Here is a 19,103-nt window from a genome sequence, read left to right as displayed (position 1 = left end):
GTTGTGCGGTGTTGTTGTGTGGTCCACACGCTTCGCCGGTATGTGGTGATGGTCTCGGACCCGGCCCGCGCGCGCCCGGCTACCCCGGCTTAATCACATGATCCCTCAATGGGCGTTACCAAACAGCGACCTCAAGTGATGCTCAAGTCAGCAACCAACCCCTACCCCGTTCGGGTTAACCTCCTGCCCACCCGGCGGGTGCCGGGGTTCGCGATCCGGACCCCGGCTCGCCGGTTCCCTCATCTCTTCCCCTTCCGCCCTTTGTGGGCTCCCAGCCAGCCAGAACGGAGCGAGCAATCGTGACCGACGCACCTGATCTCCTTACGAAGGAATCGCCGGTAGCGGGCGAGGGCGAGCCCCTGGTCGTGCTGTCGGGGGTCAACAAGCACTTCGGCGCCCTGCACGTGCTCCAGGACATCGACCTGACGATCCACCGCGGCGAGGTCGTCGTGGTGATCGGCCCCTCGGGCTCCGGCAAGTCGACACTGTGCCGCGCGGTCAACCGCCTGGAGACCATCGAAGCCGGCACGATCACCATCGACGGCACTCCGCTGGCCCAGGAGGGCCGCGAGCTCGCCCGGCTGCGCGCCGACGTCGGCATGGTGTTCCAGTCGTTCAACCTGTTCGCGCACAAGACGATCCTCGAGAACGTCACGCTGGGCCCGGTCAAGGTACGCGGGGTGGCCAAGGACGTCGCCGTGAAGCAGGCCCTCGAACTCCTCGACCGGGTCGGTGTGCGCGCCCAGGCGGAGAAGTACCCGGCGCAGTTGTCCGGCGGTCAGCAGCAGCGGGTGGCCATCGCCCGCGCCTTGGCGATGAAGCCCAAGGTGATGCTGTTCGACGAGCCGACCTCCGCGCTCGACCCCGAGATGATCAACGAGGTCCTGGAAGTCATGCGCTCCCTCGCGGGCGACGGCATGACCATGGTCGTCGTCACGCACGAGATGGGCTTCGCCCGCTCCGCCGCGAACCGGGTGATCTTCATGGCCGACGGCCGGATCGTCGAGGAGAACACCCCTGAGGAGTTCTTCTCCAACCCGCGCAGCGACCGGGCGAGGGACTTCCTCTCCAAGATCTTGCACCACTGAACCCACCTGAGACTGTCCGCCGGGGTCCAGCCCCCGCACCAACGACGTTGCGGGTACAGCGCACCCCGGCGGACACAGCTTGTCGAACGCCCCGCAGCACCAGCTGAACCCTCGTCATGTACCCAGGCGTACAAGGCGCGTAGGCAGTACACACCCGCCACGTCCCGTGGGGGGACGCCCGGCTCGAAGGACAAGGACCGCTCTCATGAACCGTCGTATGCGCACGGCAGTCGCTGTAACCGGCATCGCCGCCATGGCCCTGCTCGGCACCGCTTGTGGCAAGGACAGCAAGGACGACGCGAAGTCGGGGTCGTACGAGGTCAAGAAGGACGTGAAGATCGACGCTTCGCCGGCCTTCAAGAAGGCCAAGGACCGCGGCAAGCTGATCATCGGTGTCAAGGACACCCAGCCGGGCCTGGGCTACAAGGACCCGACGAGCGGCAAGTACTCCGGCTTCGACATCGAGGTCGCCAAGATGGTCGCCGCCGACCTCGGCTTCGCCGATGACAAGATCGAGTACAAGCCGATCCAGTCGGCCAACCGGGAGACCGCGCTGGCCGCCGGCGACGTCGACTACTACGTCGGTACGTACAGCATCACCGCCAAGCGCAAGGACCTCGTCTCCTTCGCCGGCCCGTACTACATCACCGGCCAGTCGCTGCTCGTCCGCAAGGACAGCACGCTCACCGATGTCACCGCCATGAACGGCAAGACCGTCTGCTCGGTCAACGGCTCGACGTCGATCGACAACATCAAGAAGAAGTACCCGGACGTGAAGTCCACCTTCTTCGCGTCGTACGACCTCTGCGTCGAGAACCTGCTGAGCAAGCAGGTCGACGCGGTCACCACCGACGAGACGATCCTGTCGGGCTACGCCGCGAAGGACTCCACCAACCTCAAGGTGATCGGCAAGCCGTTCTCCGAGGAGAAGTACGGCGTCGGCCTGAACAAGGACGACAAGGCGCTGCGCGACGCGGTCAACAACGCCATCGAGGCGCACGAGAAGAACGGCGACTGGAAGAAGGCGTACGACTCCACGCTGGGCGCCTCCGGTGTGGCCATCGCCGCGGTCCCCGCGCTCGACCGCTACTGAGCCTTCGCCCCGGGCCCCGGGACTGATCGCTCCTGAGCTTTCACCCCGGGCACCAGGACCGAAACGCTACCGGGCGACCGTCACCGAGCAACCGTCTGATGCCGTAACACCGGCGGCCCGCCCGACGAAGGCGGGCCGCCGGCCCCCTCCCCCTCCGCCCTGCCGGACGCCCACAAGGACTCGCACATGGAATCTCTGCACCGCGGCTCCCGCGGCGTGAGGAGGAGTCGCTGATGAACCTTCTCGCCGACCACTGGGACCTCTTCAAAGACGGGTTCCTCGGCACCCTCGAACTGAGCGCCTGGTCAGGGGTACTCGCCCTGGTCCTGGGCACGGTCATGGCCGGCTTCCGGGTCTCGCCCGTGCCGCCGCTGCGCGCCTTCGGGACCGCGTGGGTGACCGTGCTCCGCAACACCCCGCTGGTGCTGCTGTTCTTCATCGCCGTACTGGCGCTGCCCCGCCTGGGTGTGAACCTGGACCGGCTGACGCTCTCGGTCATCGCGGTGGGCTGCTACACCTCGGCCTTCATCTGCGAGGCGATCCGCTCGGGCATCAACACCGTGCCGATGGGCCAGGCCGAAGCCGCCCGTTCGCTCGGGATGACGTTCAACCAGTCGCTGACCACGGTCGTGCTGCCGCAGGCGATGCGCACGGCCACCGTGCCGATGGGCTCGCTGATCATCGCGATGGTCCGTAACACCGCGATCGCCTCCGGGTTCGGCGTCACCGAGCTCCTGGGCTCGAAGGACTCGCTGATGGAGCAGGGCGAGAACGTCCTGTGGATCTTCTTCTGGATCGCCGTCTGCTACCTGATCATCACCCTGACGCTCAGCGCGCTGCTGGCCGTCCTCGAGAAGAAGCTGGCGGTGGCCCGATGAGCTCGCAGGCCAACGTACTCTTCGACGCACCGGGCCCCAAGACCCGGCAGCGCAACCGGATGTACAGCGTCCTCGGCACCGTGCTCATCGCCGGGCTGATCGCGTTCGTCGTCTACCGGTTCAACGCCACGGGCCAGTTCGAGGCCAAGAAGTGGGAGATCTTCCAGTACAAGAACGTGCAGACCGAGCTGTTCAACGGTCTGATGAACACGCTCAAGGCGTTCGCGTACGCCGGTGTGCTGTCGATCGTCCTGGGTGCGCTGCTCGCGGCCGCGCAGTTGTCCGACCACCTGGCCGTGCGGGTTCCCGCCATCGCGTTCGTGCAGTTCTTCCGCGCGATGCCGCTACTGGTCCTGATCTTCTTCCTCTACCTGGCGAACGCCACGTACGGCTGGGGTCTGGACGTGATGTGGGCGCTGGTCATCGGCCTGTCCGTCTACAACGGCACCGTGCAGGCGGAGACCATCCGGGCCGGCATCCTGTCGGTGCCCAAGGGGCAGAGTGAGGCCGCGTACGCCCTGGGCATGCGCAAGACCCAGGTGATGACGCTGATCCTGGTGCCGCAGGCGGTGCGGGCGATGCTCCCGAACATCATCAGCCAGCTGGTGGTGACGCTGAAGGACACCTCGCTCGGCTCGTTGATCACGTACACCGAGTTCCTGTACATCGCCAAGAGCTTCAGCGGTGACCAGACCTTCGGTCAGCCGTTCATCCCGATGGTGCTGGTGATCTCCCCCATCTACATCGGCCTGTGCATGGCACTGTCGTATCTGGCGACGTACATCGAGAAGCGGTCGCGGACGAGCCGCAAGGGCAAGCCCCCGGCCCAGCCCGCCAACTTGGAGATGGGCGCCGGCGTCAGCGCCTGAACACCCCCGGACCTGCGGCGCCCCGGAGCACTCCCCCTCGCTCCGGGGCGCCGCAGTCATGTCGTACGCCTTTTGTGCCCGATGATGGGGCCAGTGCAATCAGGCAACACGCTCGGGGAGGGGCCGGTGGCGCCCATGGACAGACAACGCAGGAACGATCCGTCCGTGGACGAACCGTACGCAGTGGCACCCGCGTCCGCCGCGCCGTACGAAGACTCGGTGATCATCGCGGGGGCGGGGCCGACCGGTCTGGCCGCCGCCCTCACCCTCGCCGGTTACGGCATCCGGTGTGTTCTGGTCGATCAGGGTACGGGTGTCGCGCGCGCGGGGTCCCGCTCCGTGGGGCTCGACACGGCGACGCTCGCCTATGTCCACGCCCTTGCCGGTGACCGCCTCGACGGCGCGGCCGAACCGTGGGGACCGACCCTCGTACGGCGGCGCAACCACGATGTCCAGGGCGGTACGGGCACCGCCGACCGTTTCGGTCTCTCCCAGAACCGCCTCGAAACCGCGCTGCTCGACGCCGTGCGGTCGCACCCGCTGATCACCACCGCGTGGCGGCACACCGTCGCCACGGTGGAACAGGACGGGCAGACCGTCACCCTCACCGCCACCGGTCCCGCCGGGCCGGTGCGCTGGCGGGCCTCCTTCCTGATCGCCTGTGACGGACGGCACTCCCCCGTACGCAAGGCCGTCGACATCCGCTTTCCGGGGCGACCGCGTGTCGACCGACTGCTGTGCGCCGACGTGAAGACCATCCTGCCGCGCGACGAAGAGCCTTTCTCTCCAAGGCTGTTCGTCGACCCGTCGTTCCACCGCGGCGGAACCGTCCACGTCCAGCCGCTTCCTGACGATGTGTGGCGGCTGACCTGGCAGCTGCCACTGGCGCACGGGTTCGCCAAGGCCTCCGCCGAGACGCAGGTCCTGAAGGTCCCCGGCGACCCCGCCGACCCGCAGAAGATCGCGTCCCGGATCCGCGGAGTCCTGCGTACGCTGTCCCACTCGGCCAGCGGCGACCAACACTGGCCCTACGACCTCCAGTGGACCGGCGAGTGGGAAGTCCACCAGCGGCTGGCGCGGCAGTTCAGCAAGGGACGTGTGCTGTTGGCCGGCGACGCCGCGCACCTGGTGCACCCGTCCGCCGCCGACGGGGTCGAACTCGGGCTGCACGACGTGCGGAACCTCGCGTGGAAGCTGGCCTTCGCGCTGCACGGGCAGGCGCCCATACGTCTGCTGAAGACGTACGACCGCGAACGCCGCGCGGTGGCCAAGCGGAAACTCGCGCTGGGGGAAGAGGCCCTGCACTTCCTCACCCCCCGTACGACGGTTCAAAAGGTCGGGCGCAGGCTCACCCTGCTCGGCACCCGCAGCGACGGCACCACCCTGCGCCGCCTCGACCCGCGGGGGGTCGCAGGCGAAGGGTCCGGGCCGGAGTACACCACTTCGCCGATTCTCTTCCCCGGGGCGGGAACCGGCGCTCCAGCCGCTGACGTGCCGGTCGTCCGCACGGACAGCACTGAGGGGAAGTGGCTCAGCGAATGCCTCGACCGGGTGTTCCTGGTTCTGTTGACAGCACCCGGTATAGAGGTGTGGGACGCCGAACGCTGGCGGAGTGCGGGCTTGATGCCCGAGCTGCGCCGTCGGGTGGACGAACTCCCCGTCCCCGCAGAGCTGGTGGCGACCCCGGAGTATCCGGGGGCGGCCCCGCACTCGCTGCTCCTGATCCGGCCTGACGGCTACCTCGCGGCGGTGCTCCCGCCGGACGCGCACGGGGAACTGGCAGCGGCTGTCAACACTGCCCGGGGCGCGGGCGGGGTCTAGGGCCTGTTCCGGGTTTCCCACCGGACCAGGCCGCAGGTCTTTCGGCGAGCATGCTGAAGTGCCCCCTTCCCCGGCTCGGGAAGAGGGCACTCCAGCATTCTCGCGGAGCGGAGCAAGCCGGGTCAGACCTCGACCTCCGCCAGTTCCTTCCCGGCCACCGGCTCCGGTTCCGGCACCGCCCCGGCCTTGCGCAGGGTGGCCAGTGCCGTAACCGCGGCGAGGAACATGACGACCGCTGCCGCGATCGCCGCGGCTTGCATCCCGTGGGTGAAGGCGTCGCGGGCGGCGTCGAACACCTGAGTTCCGATCTCATCCGGGAGGCGTGAAGCCACCGCTTGGGCTCCGCCGAGGGTCTCCCGTACGGCTTCCTGGTTCTCGGCGGAGATGCCAGCAGGCAGGGAACCGTCGACCTGGTTGCGGTACACGACACTTCCGATGGTCCCCAGGACCGCCATGCCGAGTGCGCCGCCGAGCTCCGAGCTCATCTCCAGCGTCGCGGCGGCGGAGCCGGCCCGCTCCAACGGCGCGGTGGCCATGACCAGTTCGGAGGCCAGTGCCATGACGACCATCATTCCGCAGGCGTAGACCGTGGCGCCGGTCAGGACGACCCAGAGGGCCGAGTCAGCGCGCACTTGGGTCAGGGCGATGAATCCGGCACCGGCGATGGTGAAGCCCCCGGTGAGCAGGTAGGCCCGGTTGATCTTCTGGGCCAGCGCGGTGGCCAGCGGGGCGACACCGCCGACGAGCACCGACGGGACCAGGGCCCACAGGGCGGCGCGCAGCGGGCTCATCTCAAGTACCGACTGGAGGTACTGCGTGGTGTAGATGGCGAACCCGACCAGGGCGAACATGGCGAGCAGGTTGGTGATGAGCGAGCCACTGAAGCCGCGGTCGCGGAAGAGTTCCAGGTCGAGCATCGGGTGTTCCAGCGTGCGCTGGCGGCGGATGAAGACGTATCCGACAGCGACTCCCACCAGCAGGGCGAGGGCGGGGAGCGCCTCGAAGCCGTCCTTCGCCATCTCCTTGAGGCCGTAGATGAGCGGGAGCACGGAGGCCAGCGTGAGCAGCGCGCTGAGGATGTCGAACCTGCCGACCTTCGGTGCCTTGTACTCCTTGACGAGGATCGGTGTGAGGACCAGGAGCATCACCATGAAGGGGGTGTTGACCAGGAACACCGAGCCCCACCAGAAGTGTTCGAGCAGGATTCCGCTGAACACCGGGCCGAGGCCGACGCCGCCGGCCATGACGCCGGACCAGATGCCGACGACCTTCGAGCGCTGCTTGTCGTCGGGGAACATGTTGCGGACCAGCGCGAGGGTGGAGGGCATCAGCGTGGCCCCGCCGATACCGAGCAGCGCACGGGCCGCGATCAGCATCTCGGCGCTCTGGGCGTAGGCGGCGGCGACCGAGGCGCCACCGAACGCCGCGGCGCCGATCAGGAGCAGCTTGCGGCGGCCGATCCGGTCTCCAAGGGATCCCATGGTGACCAGCAGGCCGGCCAGGACGAAGCCGTAGATGTCGAACATCCAGAGTTGCTGGGTGGTGCTGGGTTCAAGGTCCTGGCTGATGAACGGGACTGCGAAGTAGAGGACTGAAACATCCATCGATACGAGGAGCAGCGGCAGCATCAGTACACAGAAGGCGATCCATTCCTTGCGGCCCGCCAGCTGCCGTTCCGTACCGGATGTTTCCTGAGTCGTCGTCATATGGAGAACCGTACGCACGTCTTAGACGCTTGTATAGGACATTTGTATAAGACATGCGTTTTAGATGTTTGTTCAGCAGAAGCGAGGCGCGCGGCCACTCCGTGTGAGCGCCGCGGGCTGCCTACTAGCCGGACAGTTGTTCAAGACGAACGTCTCGTACGGTCGTCTAATACGTCTGTATGGATCCGTGGTTACACTGGACCCCATGGGACATCGCGAGGATCTGCTCACCGGCGCCAAGCACTGCCTGCTCGAAAAGGGCTACACGCGCACCACGGCACGCGACATCGTCGCGGCCTCAGGCGCGAACCTGGCCTCGATCGGTTACCACTACGGCTCCAAGGACGCCCTGATGAACCTGGCGTTCATGGCGGCCATCGAGGAGTGGGGCGACGAACTCCAGACAGTCATCGAGAGCCGGCCCCCGGCCCCGGAAGCCGACCTGCTGAAGCGCTTCGAGACGCTCTGGGACACCATCATCGGGCTGTACGCCAAGCACCGGAGAATGTGGATGGCGCAGTTCGAGGTGATCGCCCAGCTGGACCACTACCCGGAGCTGGCCAAGGCCCTCGCCGACATCCAGAAGGACGCCCGCGAGGGCATCGCGGAGCTCTTCGCGAGCGTCAACCCGGCCACCGACGAGGACTCCAGGATCGCGGTCGTGGTCTTCTACCAGTCACTCCTCGCGGGGATCATGGCGCTGCTCATGATCAACCCGGCGGGGGCGCCGTCGGGGCGCGAACTGGCTCTGGCACTAAGGACGATCGCATCCGGGGTTGGTGCGCGGAGGTGACTGCGGACCGGCCCGGGGATGCACAGCCAGGCCGGCGCGCCGCTTGGCACAGCCATTTCAGCAGGCCGGGAGTACCGGCCACCTCCGCTCGCCCCAACTGAACGGCAAGCAGCAATCCGGCCACTATCTGAGTATCTGAGTATCAAATACCATGACTCCTTGAAGACGTTCACTGCGACCGAAGCCGGACGAAACTTCTCCTCCGTCCTCGATGCCGCCCGACGCGGCGCGACCATCGAGATCATGCGCGGCGGCGAGCACGTGGCGACGATGATGCGATCCGACCGGATGACGACATCGTCATTTCTGCCGTCACAGTTGCGGAGCTCCGCCTGGGAGCGAGACTGTCCGACGCCGCGCGTCAAGCGAAGCGTGAAGCTGCGGTCAAACGCACACTCGGGTTCTTTCCCGTGGAGGACTACACCGCGACAGTGGCTGAGGAGCATGCCGAACTGTTCGCCCACACACGGAGAAACGGAACAGCCCGCGGTTCGCATGACCTGATGGTCGCCGCGACCGCGATGGCGACCGGGCGCACTGTAGTGAGCCTCGATGTCGCGGCGAAGTTCGATGACCTGCCGGGGGTTACGGCGATCGGCGCGGCGGTCTGACGCTGCTTTCGGAGTCCTCCAGCGGAAGATTCCAGCACCTGATTTTGAGGTAGATCCAATCTACGTAGATTGGATCTACCCAGTACCACCTGGCCTTTTGAGCTAACGCACGTCACCTCTTGCAGTGATCGTGACTGCTTGGGCCCCGAGAACGGCGTGCCGCGGCAGGGCGTCGCGGTGCAGCCGCATGGGAATTCCCCGGCCCCGTATCGATGCCGTCAAGCCCCCTGGAGCACCAACCGCCCGGCGTGGTCACATCACTGTCAGGGCGGTCGCGGAGCCCAGCACGACGCTCCGTCAGACCGCCCGCCACCAGTGCAACTCACCATGGGAAAAGGGAAAATCATGAAGACCCGCACGCAGAAGTTCATCGGTGCCGCCGTAGTGGCAGTCGCGCTGTTCGCCGTCTCCCCCACGGTGGCGTCGGCCGCCCCGGCGTCCGCGTCCGGCTCGGCGCAGACCGCGGGTCACCACACGATCCAGCCGATGTTCTGCAGCGAAGGCAATCCCTGCATCATGTAGTCCCGGCTCAACAGCCGTACGGTGGGCAGGGCATCCCCACGGGGTTCCCTGCCCATCGTGCGGTCACCCGGCAGAGATCATCGCTCCGAGCCGGTCGAGTACGCACCAGCACCGACCGGCCGCGCGTGCCTCAGGTCCGGACCCTCAGCACCCACGCCTCACGCGCGCCCCTGATGCGCACCCGGGCCAGCGTGCCGCCGCCGGGTGCCGACTCCAGTACGACGCTGCCGTCGCTGTCAGCGACCGCGCGGGCGACGATGGCCAGACCCAGGCCCGAGCCGGCCAGGCCGCGGGCCGCCGGGGCCCGCCAGAAGCGTTCGAAGACGTGCGGCAGGTCCTCGGCGGCAATCCCGGAACCGTGGTCACGGACCGTCAACTCGCCGTCCGCCAGCAGGACTTCGACGCACACGCCGCCCGGGGAGAACTTCAGCGCATTGTCGAGCAGGTTGACCACCGCGCGTTCCAGCGCGGCGGCGTCACCGCGGACGAACCAGGGCCGGATGTCGGCGTCGACGACCACGTCGGCCTCCGCGCGGAGCTGGGCGCGCGCGACCGCCTGTTCGACCACCCGGTGGAACGCGATGACCTCACGGGACGGGGCGGGCCGGTCCTGCGCGAGTTCGAGCAGGTCGCCGACCAGCTCGGACAGTTCCAGGGACTGCGCTTTGAGGTTGCACAGGAGGCGCGCCTTGTCCGCCTCAGGCAGCGGGCGGCCCTGGTTGTGGCTGCGCAGGAGCAGGTCGATGTTGGCCCGCAGGCTGGTCAGCGGCGTCCGCAGTTCGTGTCCCGCGTCGACGATCAGCTGCCGCTGGCGGACCCGGGAGGCCCGCAGTGAGCCGGTCATCGCATTGAACGCCCTTCCGAGGCGGGCGATTTCGTCCTCCCCCTCGGCGGGGATCACCGTGTCCAGGTCTTCCGTACGGGCGATGTATTCGGCGGCGTCCGTCAGCCGGTACACGGGGCGCAGCCCGGCGCGGGCGACGAGCAGTCCGGCGGTGGCCGCGCCCAGCACCCCGACCGCGGCGGTGATGAGGAGCCGCAGGGCCAGCTTGTGGAGGGAGTCCGTGACCTCGTTCAGCGGCCGGGAGACGGAGATCGCCGTGCCGGAGCCGTTGGCCATGGTGAGCACCCGAACCCGGGTGCCGTCGTCGGTCGTCGCGTTGTGCAGCGACCGCTTGGCACCTCCGGAGGCGACCAGGATGTCCGCTCTGGTGACCTTGAAGGCGGTGGAACCGGGCTGGGTGCAGGAAGTTCCGTTGGAGTAGACGGCCTGGAAGGTGAGCAGGTTGCGGGCGAAGGACGCCTGGACCGGGCGGCGGCACAGGTCGGACACGTCGCGGGGGTGCTTCAGGTCGGACCGGGGGATCGCGCTGATCGCGACGATGAGCGTCCGGTCGAGCTGGTCGTGCAGTTGCCTGCTGGTCAGGAACCAGCAGGCGGTGGCGGCGCCGGCCACCGCGAGCGCCACGGCGAGAGCGGTGAGCAGGGCGAGGCGGGTCCGCAGGGCCGGCCGGATCCGCAGACTGAGTCGGCGGCCCATCAGTGGTCCGTGCCGCGCAGGACGTAGCCGACGCCGCGCACTGTGTGGACGAGACGGCGCAGCCCGCCCGCCTCGGTCTTGCGGCGCAGGTACATGACGTACACGTCCAGCGAATTTGAGGAGGGTTCGACGTCGAACCCCCAGACGTTGTCGAGGATCTGATCACGGGTCAGGACTTGGCGCCGGTGCGCGAGGAGGAGTTCGAGCAGGGTGTACTCGGTGCGGGTCAGTTCGATCAGGTGTCCGGCGCGGCGCACCTCGCGGGAGCGGGTGTCCATCCGCAGGTCCTCGAACTCCAGAACGCCGTCGCCCGGGTGACCGTTGTCCCCGTTTCCGTTGCCCTTGCCGTTCCCGTTGATGCCGCTGCGGCGGAGCAACGCCCTTACTCGCGCGAAGAGTTCGTCGAGGTCGAAGGGCTTGACGAGGTAGTCGTCGGCTCCGGCGTCCAGGCCGGTGACCCGGTCGCCGACGCTGTCGCGGGCGGTGAGCATCAGGACCGGCACGTTGTCGCCGCGGGCGCGCAGCCGACGGCAGGTGGTGAGGCCGTCCATGCGCGGCATGAGTACGTCGAGCACGACGAGGTCGGGCCGCTCGTGCTCGACGGCCGCGAGGGCTGCGACGCCGTCCTCGGCCACGGTCACGGTGTAGCCCTCGAAGCGCAGGCTGGATTCCAGGGCGTCGCGTACGGCGGGCTCGTCGTCGACGACAAGGACGCGGACGGGCGGTCCTGAGTCGCGGCCCGGCTCGGCGTTCAGCCCGGGTTCTGCGGGGGTCATGATCGGTTGCACTCCTTGCTGCGGCTGGAGGCCAATACCGTCGCACACCGCCGCCGCACGGCGCAGCACGGCACGGACGTGGGCGATTACGTCAGGTATACCGCTTTCATCCCGTGCCGTCGTCGAACGTTCGTCGTTGTACGGGAGGCAGTGCGGCAGCCGGTGGTCGCTCCGGTCATCGGGCCTCCGGGGCGCCGTTAAGGCCATTCTCAGACGGCCGCGAAAGGCTGGCCGACGATCGATCTCCACTGTCCTTCGGAGAGCTGATGGCATCGCACACTGTCCTGGTCCGCGTCGGCCCCGCGAACGCCCCTGCCGTCAGACCTGAACGTGTCAGACCCGAACCGGTCAGCTCCGAACCGGTCAGCTCCGAACCGGTCAGCTCCGAATCCGGAAACGGCAGACCCGGGCCGCCCCCGTCGCACCGGACCAGCTGGGACATCGTGCGCGTCGCCGCGCTCCTCGCCGTCCTGCTGTTCCACAGTACGTACGTCGGTGTCCAGCTGGCCCCGGAGCTGGGGGCACGTCCTGTCACCTTCCCGTGGCAGGTCGGCGCGAGCATGCTGCTGCTGATCTCCGGGTACTTCACGTCGTTGTCCCTGCGTAAGGGCGATGTGCTGCGCTGGTGGGTGGGCCGTCTGGCCCGGTTGCTGCCGACGTATTTCGTCGCGGTCCTGGTGACATCCGCCGGTCTGCGCTATCTGGCGCCGCCCGGGTGGTGGCAACCGAGTCTGCGGGTGGTCTTCGAGAACTTCGCGATGCTGTGGAACTGGACTCCGCGGTCGGTCCCGTCCGTGGAGCCCGCGTACTGGACGCTGCCGCTCCAGCTCCTGTGGTTCTCCGCCGTGTTCGTCCTGTGGCGGTGGTACCGGCTGCGCGGACGCCCGGCGACTGTGACTCTCTACGCCGTCGTCGCCGCGCAGTCCCTGTTGTGGCCCGTACGCATGAACACGGATTCACCCGTGTTCGCGATGTTGCACGACGGCCTCGGTTTCCCCCGGGTGCATCTGTTCGTGGCCGGTGTCGCCGCGCACCGCTGGGGTTCGCGGCGGATGCCGACGGCCGCGTTCGTCCCGCTCATGGCCCTGTGTCTCTACGCCCACCAGTTCGAAGTCCAGGTGGACTCCTGGACGTGGGGCGTCGGTATCGGCATGGTCCTGGTGTGCCTGACTGCCCGGGGCCCGGACTGGGGCCGGTTCGTGCCCGCCCCCGCGGCCGGAGTGATCACCTGGCTGGCCTCGATCAGCTACGGGGTCTATCTCATCCACCAGCAGCTCGGCTACCGGATCATGTGGTGGCTGGGCCACTGGGGACTGGGCCCGGTGCCGCAGGAGATCGCGTTCTTCGCCACGGCGGTCCTCCTCGGCTGGCTGCTGACCGTGCTGGTCGAACGGCCCGCGCACCGTGCGCTCATGGGCGCGTTCGACCGTACGCGGGCCCGGTCACGTGGTGCGGACGTGGTGCGTGAAGAAATCCCACATCAGCTCGTTGGCTGAAATGTCGCGGTTCACCACGCCCAGCGGTGAGTCGTCGCCGCCGGGCATGCCCGGCCACGTGTGCCCCGCGCCGGTGGCGATGTACGCGACTACTTCGGCCCCGCCGCCGCAGCCGTTGTAAGTTACGCGCCGCACTTTGCGGGAGACGGCGGTGTACGTCGGTCTGGTCAGGCAGCCGTCGAGCTCGGCCCAGCGCTGGAGCGCGGTCGTCAGGGGGTAGCGCCACCGCAGGGAGTCGTCCCCGGCGTACGGGTTGGCCCGGTCGGCGGTGCCGTGGAAGGTAAGCACCGGCACGGGGCGGCCCGGCACGCACGCGTCGGCGCGGGGGTGTCCGTCCTTCCGCCAGGGGTCGGGGCTGCCCGCGCGCAGTCCGGCGACGGGGGCTATCGCGGCTATCCGGTCGGCGAGCCGGCAGCCGAGCATCGAGGTCATCCGGGCCCCGCCGGAGAAGCCGGTGGCGTACACCCGCCGGTCGTCGAGGCACAGACGCGCGTCGAGGGTGTCGAGCAGGTCCTCGGTGAACTGCACCTCGTCGCGGGCCCCGGCGGGTGTCGGGCGGTTGCCGAACAGCGGGACGCCGGGGATGTTCCAGGCGCGGCCGGTCTTCGAGCCCGGGTACCCGATGCCGCCGGCCGGGGCCGCGACCACAAAGCCGTGCCGGTCGGCGGCCTTGGGGAAGTCGCTCAGGCCCAGTTGGTCGGCGGGGTTGCTGTTGCTCCCGTGAAAGTTGAGCACCAGCGGCAGCGGAGTGCGGCCGTCGTAAGCCTGTGGGAGGTAGACGGTCACGGGGTAGACCTCGCCCTGCGAGGCCACGTCGATGCTGGCCGGGCCGGGGGCGGCGGTCCCGTCGCAGGCCGGGGCGCTGTCACTGGCGGCGCTGCCGCCGGATTCCAGGGAGTCCGCGCCACTCGTGGTCAGCGACGTGAGGAGCAGCAGACCGACAACAGCTGCGGCGGCCAGCGCCGGAACGGCGCCGGCACCGGCACCGCGGCGCAGGAGCGCACGCACCATGTTTTCTCCTCACCAGCCCTGGCCCGGTGAACACCGACCGGCCGCCTCACCGATCATAGAGTTCAGTTCTGGATGCCGCTGAGCGGGTGATGGCCGCCTCCACCGCGCCGATCCGGTCGGCGAGCAGGCCGACGGCGCCCACCGCGCGCCCGACCGGGTCGTCCGCGCTGCCGCCGAGCGCCTGGGCCCGGAGGTACAGGCTCTTCACCTCGGCCCACCGCGCCGCCTGCTTGTCAGAGAGCCGGTCGCGCAGTTCGGCGAGTCGCAGCAGGTTGCCTTCCGCGCCCACGGTCAGCGTCTGTGCCTCGCCGACGTAGTGGTCGTCGATGAGGGCGTCGAGTTCGGCGTCGTTCATCGCCGGCACGATGCGTTCGGCGAGCTTGTTCATGTTCCGGTAGGAGCCCTGGAGCTGGAAGGGGGGTTCGGTCCGTGACGTGTCCGACTGCGCGGCGGAGGCGATGTAGGCCCGGTTCACGGTCAGGACCAGTTCCTGTACGGAGATCAGCTTGCGCAGGACCGCGAGCAGGCGGTCCAGTTCCACCGTCCCGTACGGATGGGCCAGCTGGTCCGGCCGGACGGAGAGGTCCCCGTTCGCCAGGCGCACCAGGAGTTCGATGTCACCGCGCTCCCGGGCCGCGAGCGGGGCCAGGACCGGGTTGGAGGTGAGCGCGTTCTCCAGGTAGCTGAGCGCGAAGACGTCGTCCCGCCCGGACAGGACGTCGCCGAGGTTCCACACGTCGGCTCGGTTGGCCAGCATGTCGGGGATGCGGAAGCGCTCGCCGGTGCCGGTGTACGGGTTGCCGGACATGCAGACCGCGAAGCGCTTGCCGCGCAGGTCGTAGGTCCGGGCCCGGCCCTGCCACACGCCTTCCATCCGGCGCTGGGCGTCGCACAGGGGGATGAACTTCTGGAGCAGCTCGGGGCTCGTGTGCTGGATGTCGTCCAGGTAGAGCAGCACGTTGCTGCCGGTCTCCAGGGCGAAGGAGATCTTCTCCACCTCCTGCCTGGCGGTGGCGTTGGGCGCTTCGGCCGGGTCGAGGGAGGTGACGCCGTGTCCGAGGGCCGGCCCGTCGATCTTGACGAGCATCATGCCGAGGCGGCTGGCGACGTACTCCATCAACGTCGTCTTGCCGTAGCCCGGCGGGGAGATGAGCAGCAGCAGGCCCATCTGGTCGGTGCGCTTGGCGTCCCCGGCCGCGCCGAGCTGCTTGGCGAGGTTGCCGCCGATCAGCGGCAGGTAGACATCGTCGAGCAGCTTGTTGCGGACGAACGCGCTCATCACCTGCGGCTGGAATTCGGTGAGCCGCAGCCGTTGCTTCTCCGCGGCGACGAGCTCGTTGCGGCTTCGCTGGTACGCGCGGTACGCGGGGACCCGGGTGTCCCGGAACTCGTCGGTGCGGGTGAGGAATTCGTCCAGGCGCAGGTCCAGGCCGCGGGCTGTGATCCGCGGGTGGGTGCCGAGCAGGCCGTCGACGGTGACGGTGAGTTCCGCTGTCGATCCGTAGCGCGGGAGTTCGGTTCCGCACAGTTCCACAGCGACGGCTTCGGGCAGGTCGCGCGGGTCGGCCCCGGCGGCCCCGGCGTAGGCGCCGAGCCAGCCTTCGACCAGTTGCTTCCGCGCCGCCAGGTCGCCGTCCAGGGCTGCGAGGTCGTCCTCGTAGGCGTGGACCGCGTCGCCGAGCTTCCGGCGGAACTGCTCGCCCAGCCGAACGGCCGAAGCGCTGGTGACAAATCCGCTCTGACTGCTCGCCAGTTCCTCGAAGAGATAAGCGCCGACGCCGGTCGCTCCATTGAACTCACAGACAGCAGAGTCCAGTTCGAGGCACAGGAGGTCCGTAGCAGCCGACGGGCCGAATACCGTACGGGCACGCCCGAGCGAAGCCGCCCGTACCGTCCAGGCCGACCGTTCCCGCCCGTTCGTGCCGAACCGCCAGAAAAGCTGTGCGGCGGAACGGACTTCGGGGGTGAACCGCAGCAGACCCGCGCCGTCGTACAGCCGCAGGACGGATTCCAGGATCAGCGCGGCGTCGTGGTCGTGCACACCGCGCTCGTAGCCTTCGTCGTACCTGCTTTCGGCGGCCTTCCGGACGACGCCGGGCAGATCGGCCCCCCGCAGCTCCTGCGGAGCGGCCAGAACCGACGCGGCCAGGTGCTCGCCACGGTAGACCTCGGCCGTCTCGGAGACGAGCAACTGGTCCCAGAACGGCCGGGTCGCCAGGAAGTCCGGGTCACGTACGGGCGACCGGTAGTCGGTGCCCGTGACGGCAAAGGCCATCCCGCCCTCGTGCGGCACGAGGGTGAGGTCGATCGGGCGGCTGTTGACGGCGATCCGGTGGCTGCCGAGCCTGAGGGTGTCCCCGTCGAAGAGGTCCTGCCGGTCCCGCAGCGCGCGGGCGGCCTCCTGGCGGGCGGCCTTGATCCGGCCCTCCAGTTCCTCGGCCTTGACCTGCTCGCCGAGTCCGCGCAGTTCGGTGGCGACGGCCCGGAGTTTGACCAGCATCGGGTCGGAGGCGAAGTAGGTGTTGACCTCGTCCTGCGACCCGAGCGCGGCCACCCGTCGGGCGACTCCGGCGAGGATGCGGGTCGCGGACCCGGCGAGCCGGTCCGCGCGCCGGGCCCGCTGGTCGAGCAGGGCCTGCTTGCGGGCGGAGAACGCCTCGTAGACATCCTCCCGTTTGGCCGCCAACTCCCCCAGGAAGTCGTCGAATTCGGCGTAGCGGGTCTCCAGTGCCTCAAGTCGGAGGAGCAGGCTGCCCAGGTGTTCGTCGCACTTGTCCGCGTCGTCGGCCACCGCGAGCGCGCCGGTGACAGCCTGCCCGAACAGGGTGAACTCGGCGGCGAACGACGCCCGGCCCTCCCGGTCGAGGAGCTCCCGCCGCCGCGCGGTGAGCCGGGCCCGTGCCCGGTTGATCCCGCCGAGGACCTCGCCGATGTGCTCCAGGATCCCCGTACGCACCGTCGCGTCGGCGACGTCGAGACCGCCGACGACATCGGTGACGACCTCAAGCGCCGCCGCCTGCCCGGTCAGGCGCTCCCCGACCTCGACCGCCCGGGCCACCGTGGGGACGTTGGACGCCTCCTCGGCCAGCAGGTCGACCGCGTCGCGGTATTCGCCGAAGGCATCCGGCGTGGCCAGGAACTCCACCGCGCGCTGGGCCGCGGACTCCAGTTCGTCCGCGACTTCCGTGTCGAGCCCGTCCAGACCGGCCGCGGTGACGTACCGAAGGTCCCGGAGCGTCGTCAGGCGGCCTTGCAGACGGCGGAGTTCCGCAAGGTGCCGGATCCAGTCGCCGGCCGACCGCGACACCTCACCGCGGGACTTCCGTACGAGATTCACCGTGTCGCGCTCCGCGCGGGCGAACGCCTCGCCCGCCTGCGCGGTGAGCGACCGCACGGCCTCGAATTCGGCGAGGACCTGCTCGGCCGTGGCCCGCAGATCGGCCACCAGCCGCCCCAGGCCGCCGAGTTCCTCGTCGTTCAGCCAGTGGTAGTGGTCGGCCGCCGCCTTGCTGGCTGAGATGAGCGCTTCGCTCTGCTTGTCGTGCACGGTCAGGTCCGACCCGGTCATCGCCTCGACGAGCCGGACGATCGACAGGCAGTCGGCGACGCCGCGTACGAGGTCGGCGTTGCCGACGCGTTCCAGGGGACCGGTCCCGACGGGCTGTCCGGCGGCGTAGCCGTCGGAGACGTAGGGCGTCTTCCAGAGCTGGAGCGGGTGCACCCGGGTGGCCTCGTCGGCCTTGCTGTGCCCGCTACTGGCTGCCAGAGTGCCGTCCTCGAACAGCGAATAGGCATTGCAGTTGAGCGCGTTCGCGACTTCCTTGCGGATGACGTTGTACGGGAGGAGCAGCGTGCGCCCGTCCGCCCGCGCGTGGAAGACGTAGAGGACGTCCTCGCCGTTGGCCGACCGTACGACCCGTTCCAGGAGCAGGTCCCCGGTGTTCGTGTCGAAGGTCTTCACCACGCCTGTGATGAGGTGGTAGCCGCCCGGGAAGATGATCCCCTGGCCTTCGGGGAGCGTGCGGCACGCCTGCCCGATGGCGTCGAGCCGGACGACCTCCTTGGTCAGGGTGTTGAAGACCAGGTAGCGCCAGGCGGTTTCGTTGTACGGCCGGATCCGCAGCAGGACCAGCGGCCCGACGCGGGCGTGGAACACATCGGCGTCGGCGAGGGACTGCAGGGTCTCGTCCACCGGCTCCGCGTAAACCCCCTCCCCCGTGGCTGTGTCGTTGACGACCTTGACCGCGAGCGTCCCGCCGACCGTTGAGACGAACACCTCACCGCCGACGGATATGTGCGGATGCCGCCCCTGGACATGGTCGGCCCGGGTGGTCGCGGTCCAGGTGAAGTCGTACGGGGCCGGGAAGACGTGGTCACGCTCACCGCGACTGTCCTCGTACGAGACCTCCCCCGCGTCGGTGACGGACCACCGCAGGACCCGGATGTCCTCGGTGTTGGGCCCCGTCTGGAAGACCGCGAGCAGCCGCCCGTCCAGGACCCGCAGCTGGAGCAGCCGCGCCTGGCGGTAGTAGCGGTAGAGCTCCTCGAAGTCCTTGAGGAACTGCGGGTCGTCGAGCAGCCCGGCGACCGACGCGGGTTCGAAGGCTCCGCCGGTGAACCGCTGGACGGCGAAGACGTCGCCCACGGCGGTCTGCCGGGAGGCGTTGTTGTAGCCGAAGAGCACGTGGTCGCCCAGGGCCGCGATGCCGCGTGGCACGCAGCTTTCCGCTGTACGGATCCGCGCCGTGCCCACGAGGCGGAGCTCCGCGCCGCCGAAGACACCGAGACGGCGTGAGTTGAGCTCCCCGGCCCGCGTGGCCAGCGCGTCAGCCTGTGCGGCGAGCCGCCGCTGGAGGATCTCGTACGTACCGGCGTCTAGGTCGGTCACTGGTGTCCCTT

Annotated in this window: 13 protein-coding genes and 1 pseudogene; 9 read left to right on the top strand and 5 right to left on the bottom strand. The window is 68.8% G+C overall.

The genetic code is table 11. The annotated features are described in order from the left end of the window. Positions 1–359 precede the first annotated feature (359 nt). From AC0Z36_RS07380 to AC0Z36_RS07360, 5 genes are all read left to right on the top strand, one after another. Positions 360–1,088: an amino acid ABC transporter ATP-binding protein gene (locus AC0Z36_RS07380; RefSeq protein WP_485461962.1), complete on the top strand. Its 729-nt coding sequence runs from the start codon at positions 360–362 to the stop codon at positions 1,086–1,088. A gap of 205 nt (positions 1,089–1,293) precedes the next feature. Further along, entirely contained in the window at positions 1,294–2,181 is an 888-nt protein-coding gene (locus AC0Z36_RS07375) for a glutamate ABC transporter substrate-binding protein (protein ID WP_485461902.1), read from the top strand. A gap of 233 nt (positions 2,182–2,414) precedes the next feature. After that, a complete protein-coding gene (locus tag AC0Z36_RS07370) occupies positions 2,415–3,059 on the top strand; it encodes an amino acid ABC transporter permease (protein WP_485461901.1) in 645 nt (214 codons plus the stop codon). Next, a complete protein-coding gene (locus AC0Z36_RS07365; protein WP_485461900.1) occupies positions 3,056–3,928 on the top strand; it encodes an amino acid ABC transporter permease in 873 nt (290 codons plus the stop codon). The genes AC0Z36_RS07370 and AC0Z36_RS07365 overlap by 4 nt, the downstream gene beginning before the upstream one ends. Positions 3,929–4,093: 165 nt before the next feature. Beyond that, positions 4,094–5,749 carry an FAD-dependent monooxygenase gene (locus AC0Z36_RS07360; protein WP_485461899.1) on the top strand — a complete coding sequence of 552 codons (1,656 nt, stop codon included), beginning with the start codon at positions 4,094–4,096 and terminating at the stop codon, positions 5,747–5,749. A gap of 122 nt (positions 5,750–5,871) precedes the next feature. On the opposite strand, the gene AC0Z36_RS07355 is transcribed toward AC0Z36_RS07360, so the two are convergent. Further along, the gene (locus AC0Z36_RS07355) at positions 5,872–7,455 is read right to left on the bottom strand and encodes an MFS transporter (protein WP_485461898.1); all 1,584 of its coding nucleotides are present in this window, start codon (positions 7,453–7,455) and stop codon (positions 5,872–5,874) included. A 205-nt stretch (positions 7,456–7,660) separates the two neighbouring features. On the opposite strand from AC0Z36_RS07355, the gene AC0Z36_RS07350 reads away from it, so the two are divergent. From AC0Z36_RS07350 to AC0Z36_RS07340, 3 genes and pseudogenes are all read left to right on the top strand, one after another. Then, entirely contained in the window at positions 7,661–8,248 is a 588-nt protein-coding gene (locus AC0Z36_RS07350) for a TetR/AcrR family transcriptional regulator (protein ID WP_485461897.1), read from the top strand. Positions 8,249–8,502: 254 nt separating this feature from the next. Further along, positions 8,503–8,859: pseudogene (locus tag AC0Z36_RS07345) on the top strand (type II toxin-antitoxin system VapC family toxin); the annotation flags it as partial. Between the two features lie 345 nt (positions 8,860–9,204). Then, positions 9,205–9,381 carry a hypothetical protein gene (locus tag AC0Z36_RS07340; RefSeq protein WP_485461896.1) on the top strand — a complete coding sequence of 59 codons (177 nt, stop codon included), beginning with the start codon at positions 9,205–9,207 and terminating at the stop codon, positions 9,379–9,381. A 130-nt stretch (positions 9,382–9,511) separates the two neighbouring features. On the opposite strand, the gene AC0Z36_RS07335 is transcribed toward AC0Z36_RS07340, so the two are convergent. Together AC0Z36_RS07335 and AC0Z36_RS07330 are read right to left on the bottom strand one after the other, a co-directional pair. Next, complete coding sequence (locus tag AC0Z36_RS07335; RefSeq protein ID WP_485461895.1) at positions 9,512–10,921, bottom strand: sensor histidine kinase; 1,410 nt, start codon at positions 10,919–10,921, stop codon at positions 9,512–9,514. Then, positions 10,921–11,697, bottom strand: coding sequence for a response regulator transcription factor (locus tag AC0Z36_RS07330; RefSeq protein ID WP_485461894.1), 777 nt, complete (start codon positions 11,695–11,697; stop codon positions 10,921–10,923). The genes AC0Z36_RS07335 and AC0Z36_RS07330 overlap by 1 nt, the downstream gene beginning before the upstream one ends. A gap of 266 nt (positions 11,698–11,963) precedes the next feature. On the opposite strand from AC0Z36_RS07330, the gene AC0Z36_RS07325 reads away from it, so the two are divergent. Continuing rightward, entirely contained in the window at positions 11,964–13,193 is a 1,230-nt protein-coding gene (locus tag AC0Z36_RS07325; RefSeq protein WP_485461893.1) for an acyltransferase family protein, read from the top strand. Here AC0Z36_RS07325 and AC0Z36_RS07320 read toward each other — a convergent pair. Together AC0Z36_RS07320 and AC0Z36_RS07315 are read right to left on the bottom strand one after the other, a co-directional pair. Further along, positions 13,140–14,204, bottom strand: coding sequence for an extracellular catalytic domain type 1 short-chain-length polyhydroxyalkanoate depolymerase (locus AC0Z36_RS07320; protein ID WP_485461892.1), 1,065 nt, complete (start codon positions 14,202–14,204; stop codon positions 13,140–13,142). The two genes, AC0Z36_RS07325 and AC0Z36_RS07320, sit on opposite strands and share 54 nt — an antisense overlap. A 46-nt stretch (positions 14,205–14,250) precedes the next feature. Beyond that, the gene (locus tag AC0Z36_RS07315) at positions 14,251–19,092 is read right to left on the bottom strand and encodes a DNA repair ATPase (protein WP_485461891.1); all 4,842 of its coding nucleotides are present in this window, start codon (positions 19,090–19,092) and stop codon (positions 14,251–14,253) included. Between the last annotated feature and the right edge of the window lie 11 nt (positions 19,093–19,103).

The organism is Kitasatospora sp. UYEF31, from assembly GCF_057291755.1.
This window is presented reverse-complemented; position numbering and strand designations above follow the sequence as displayed.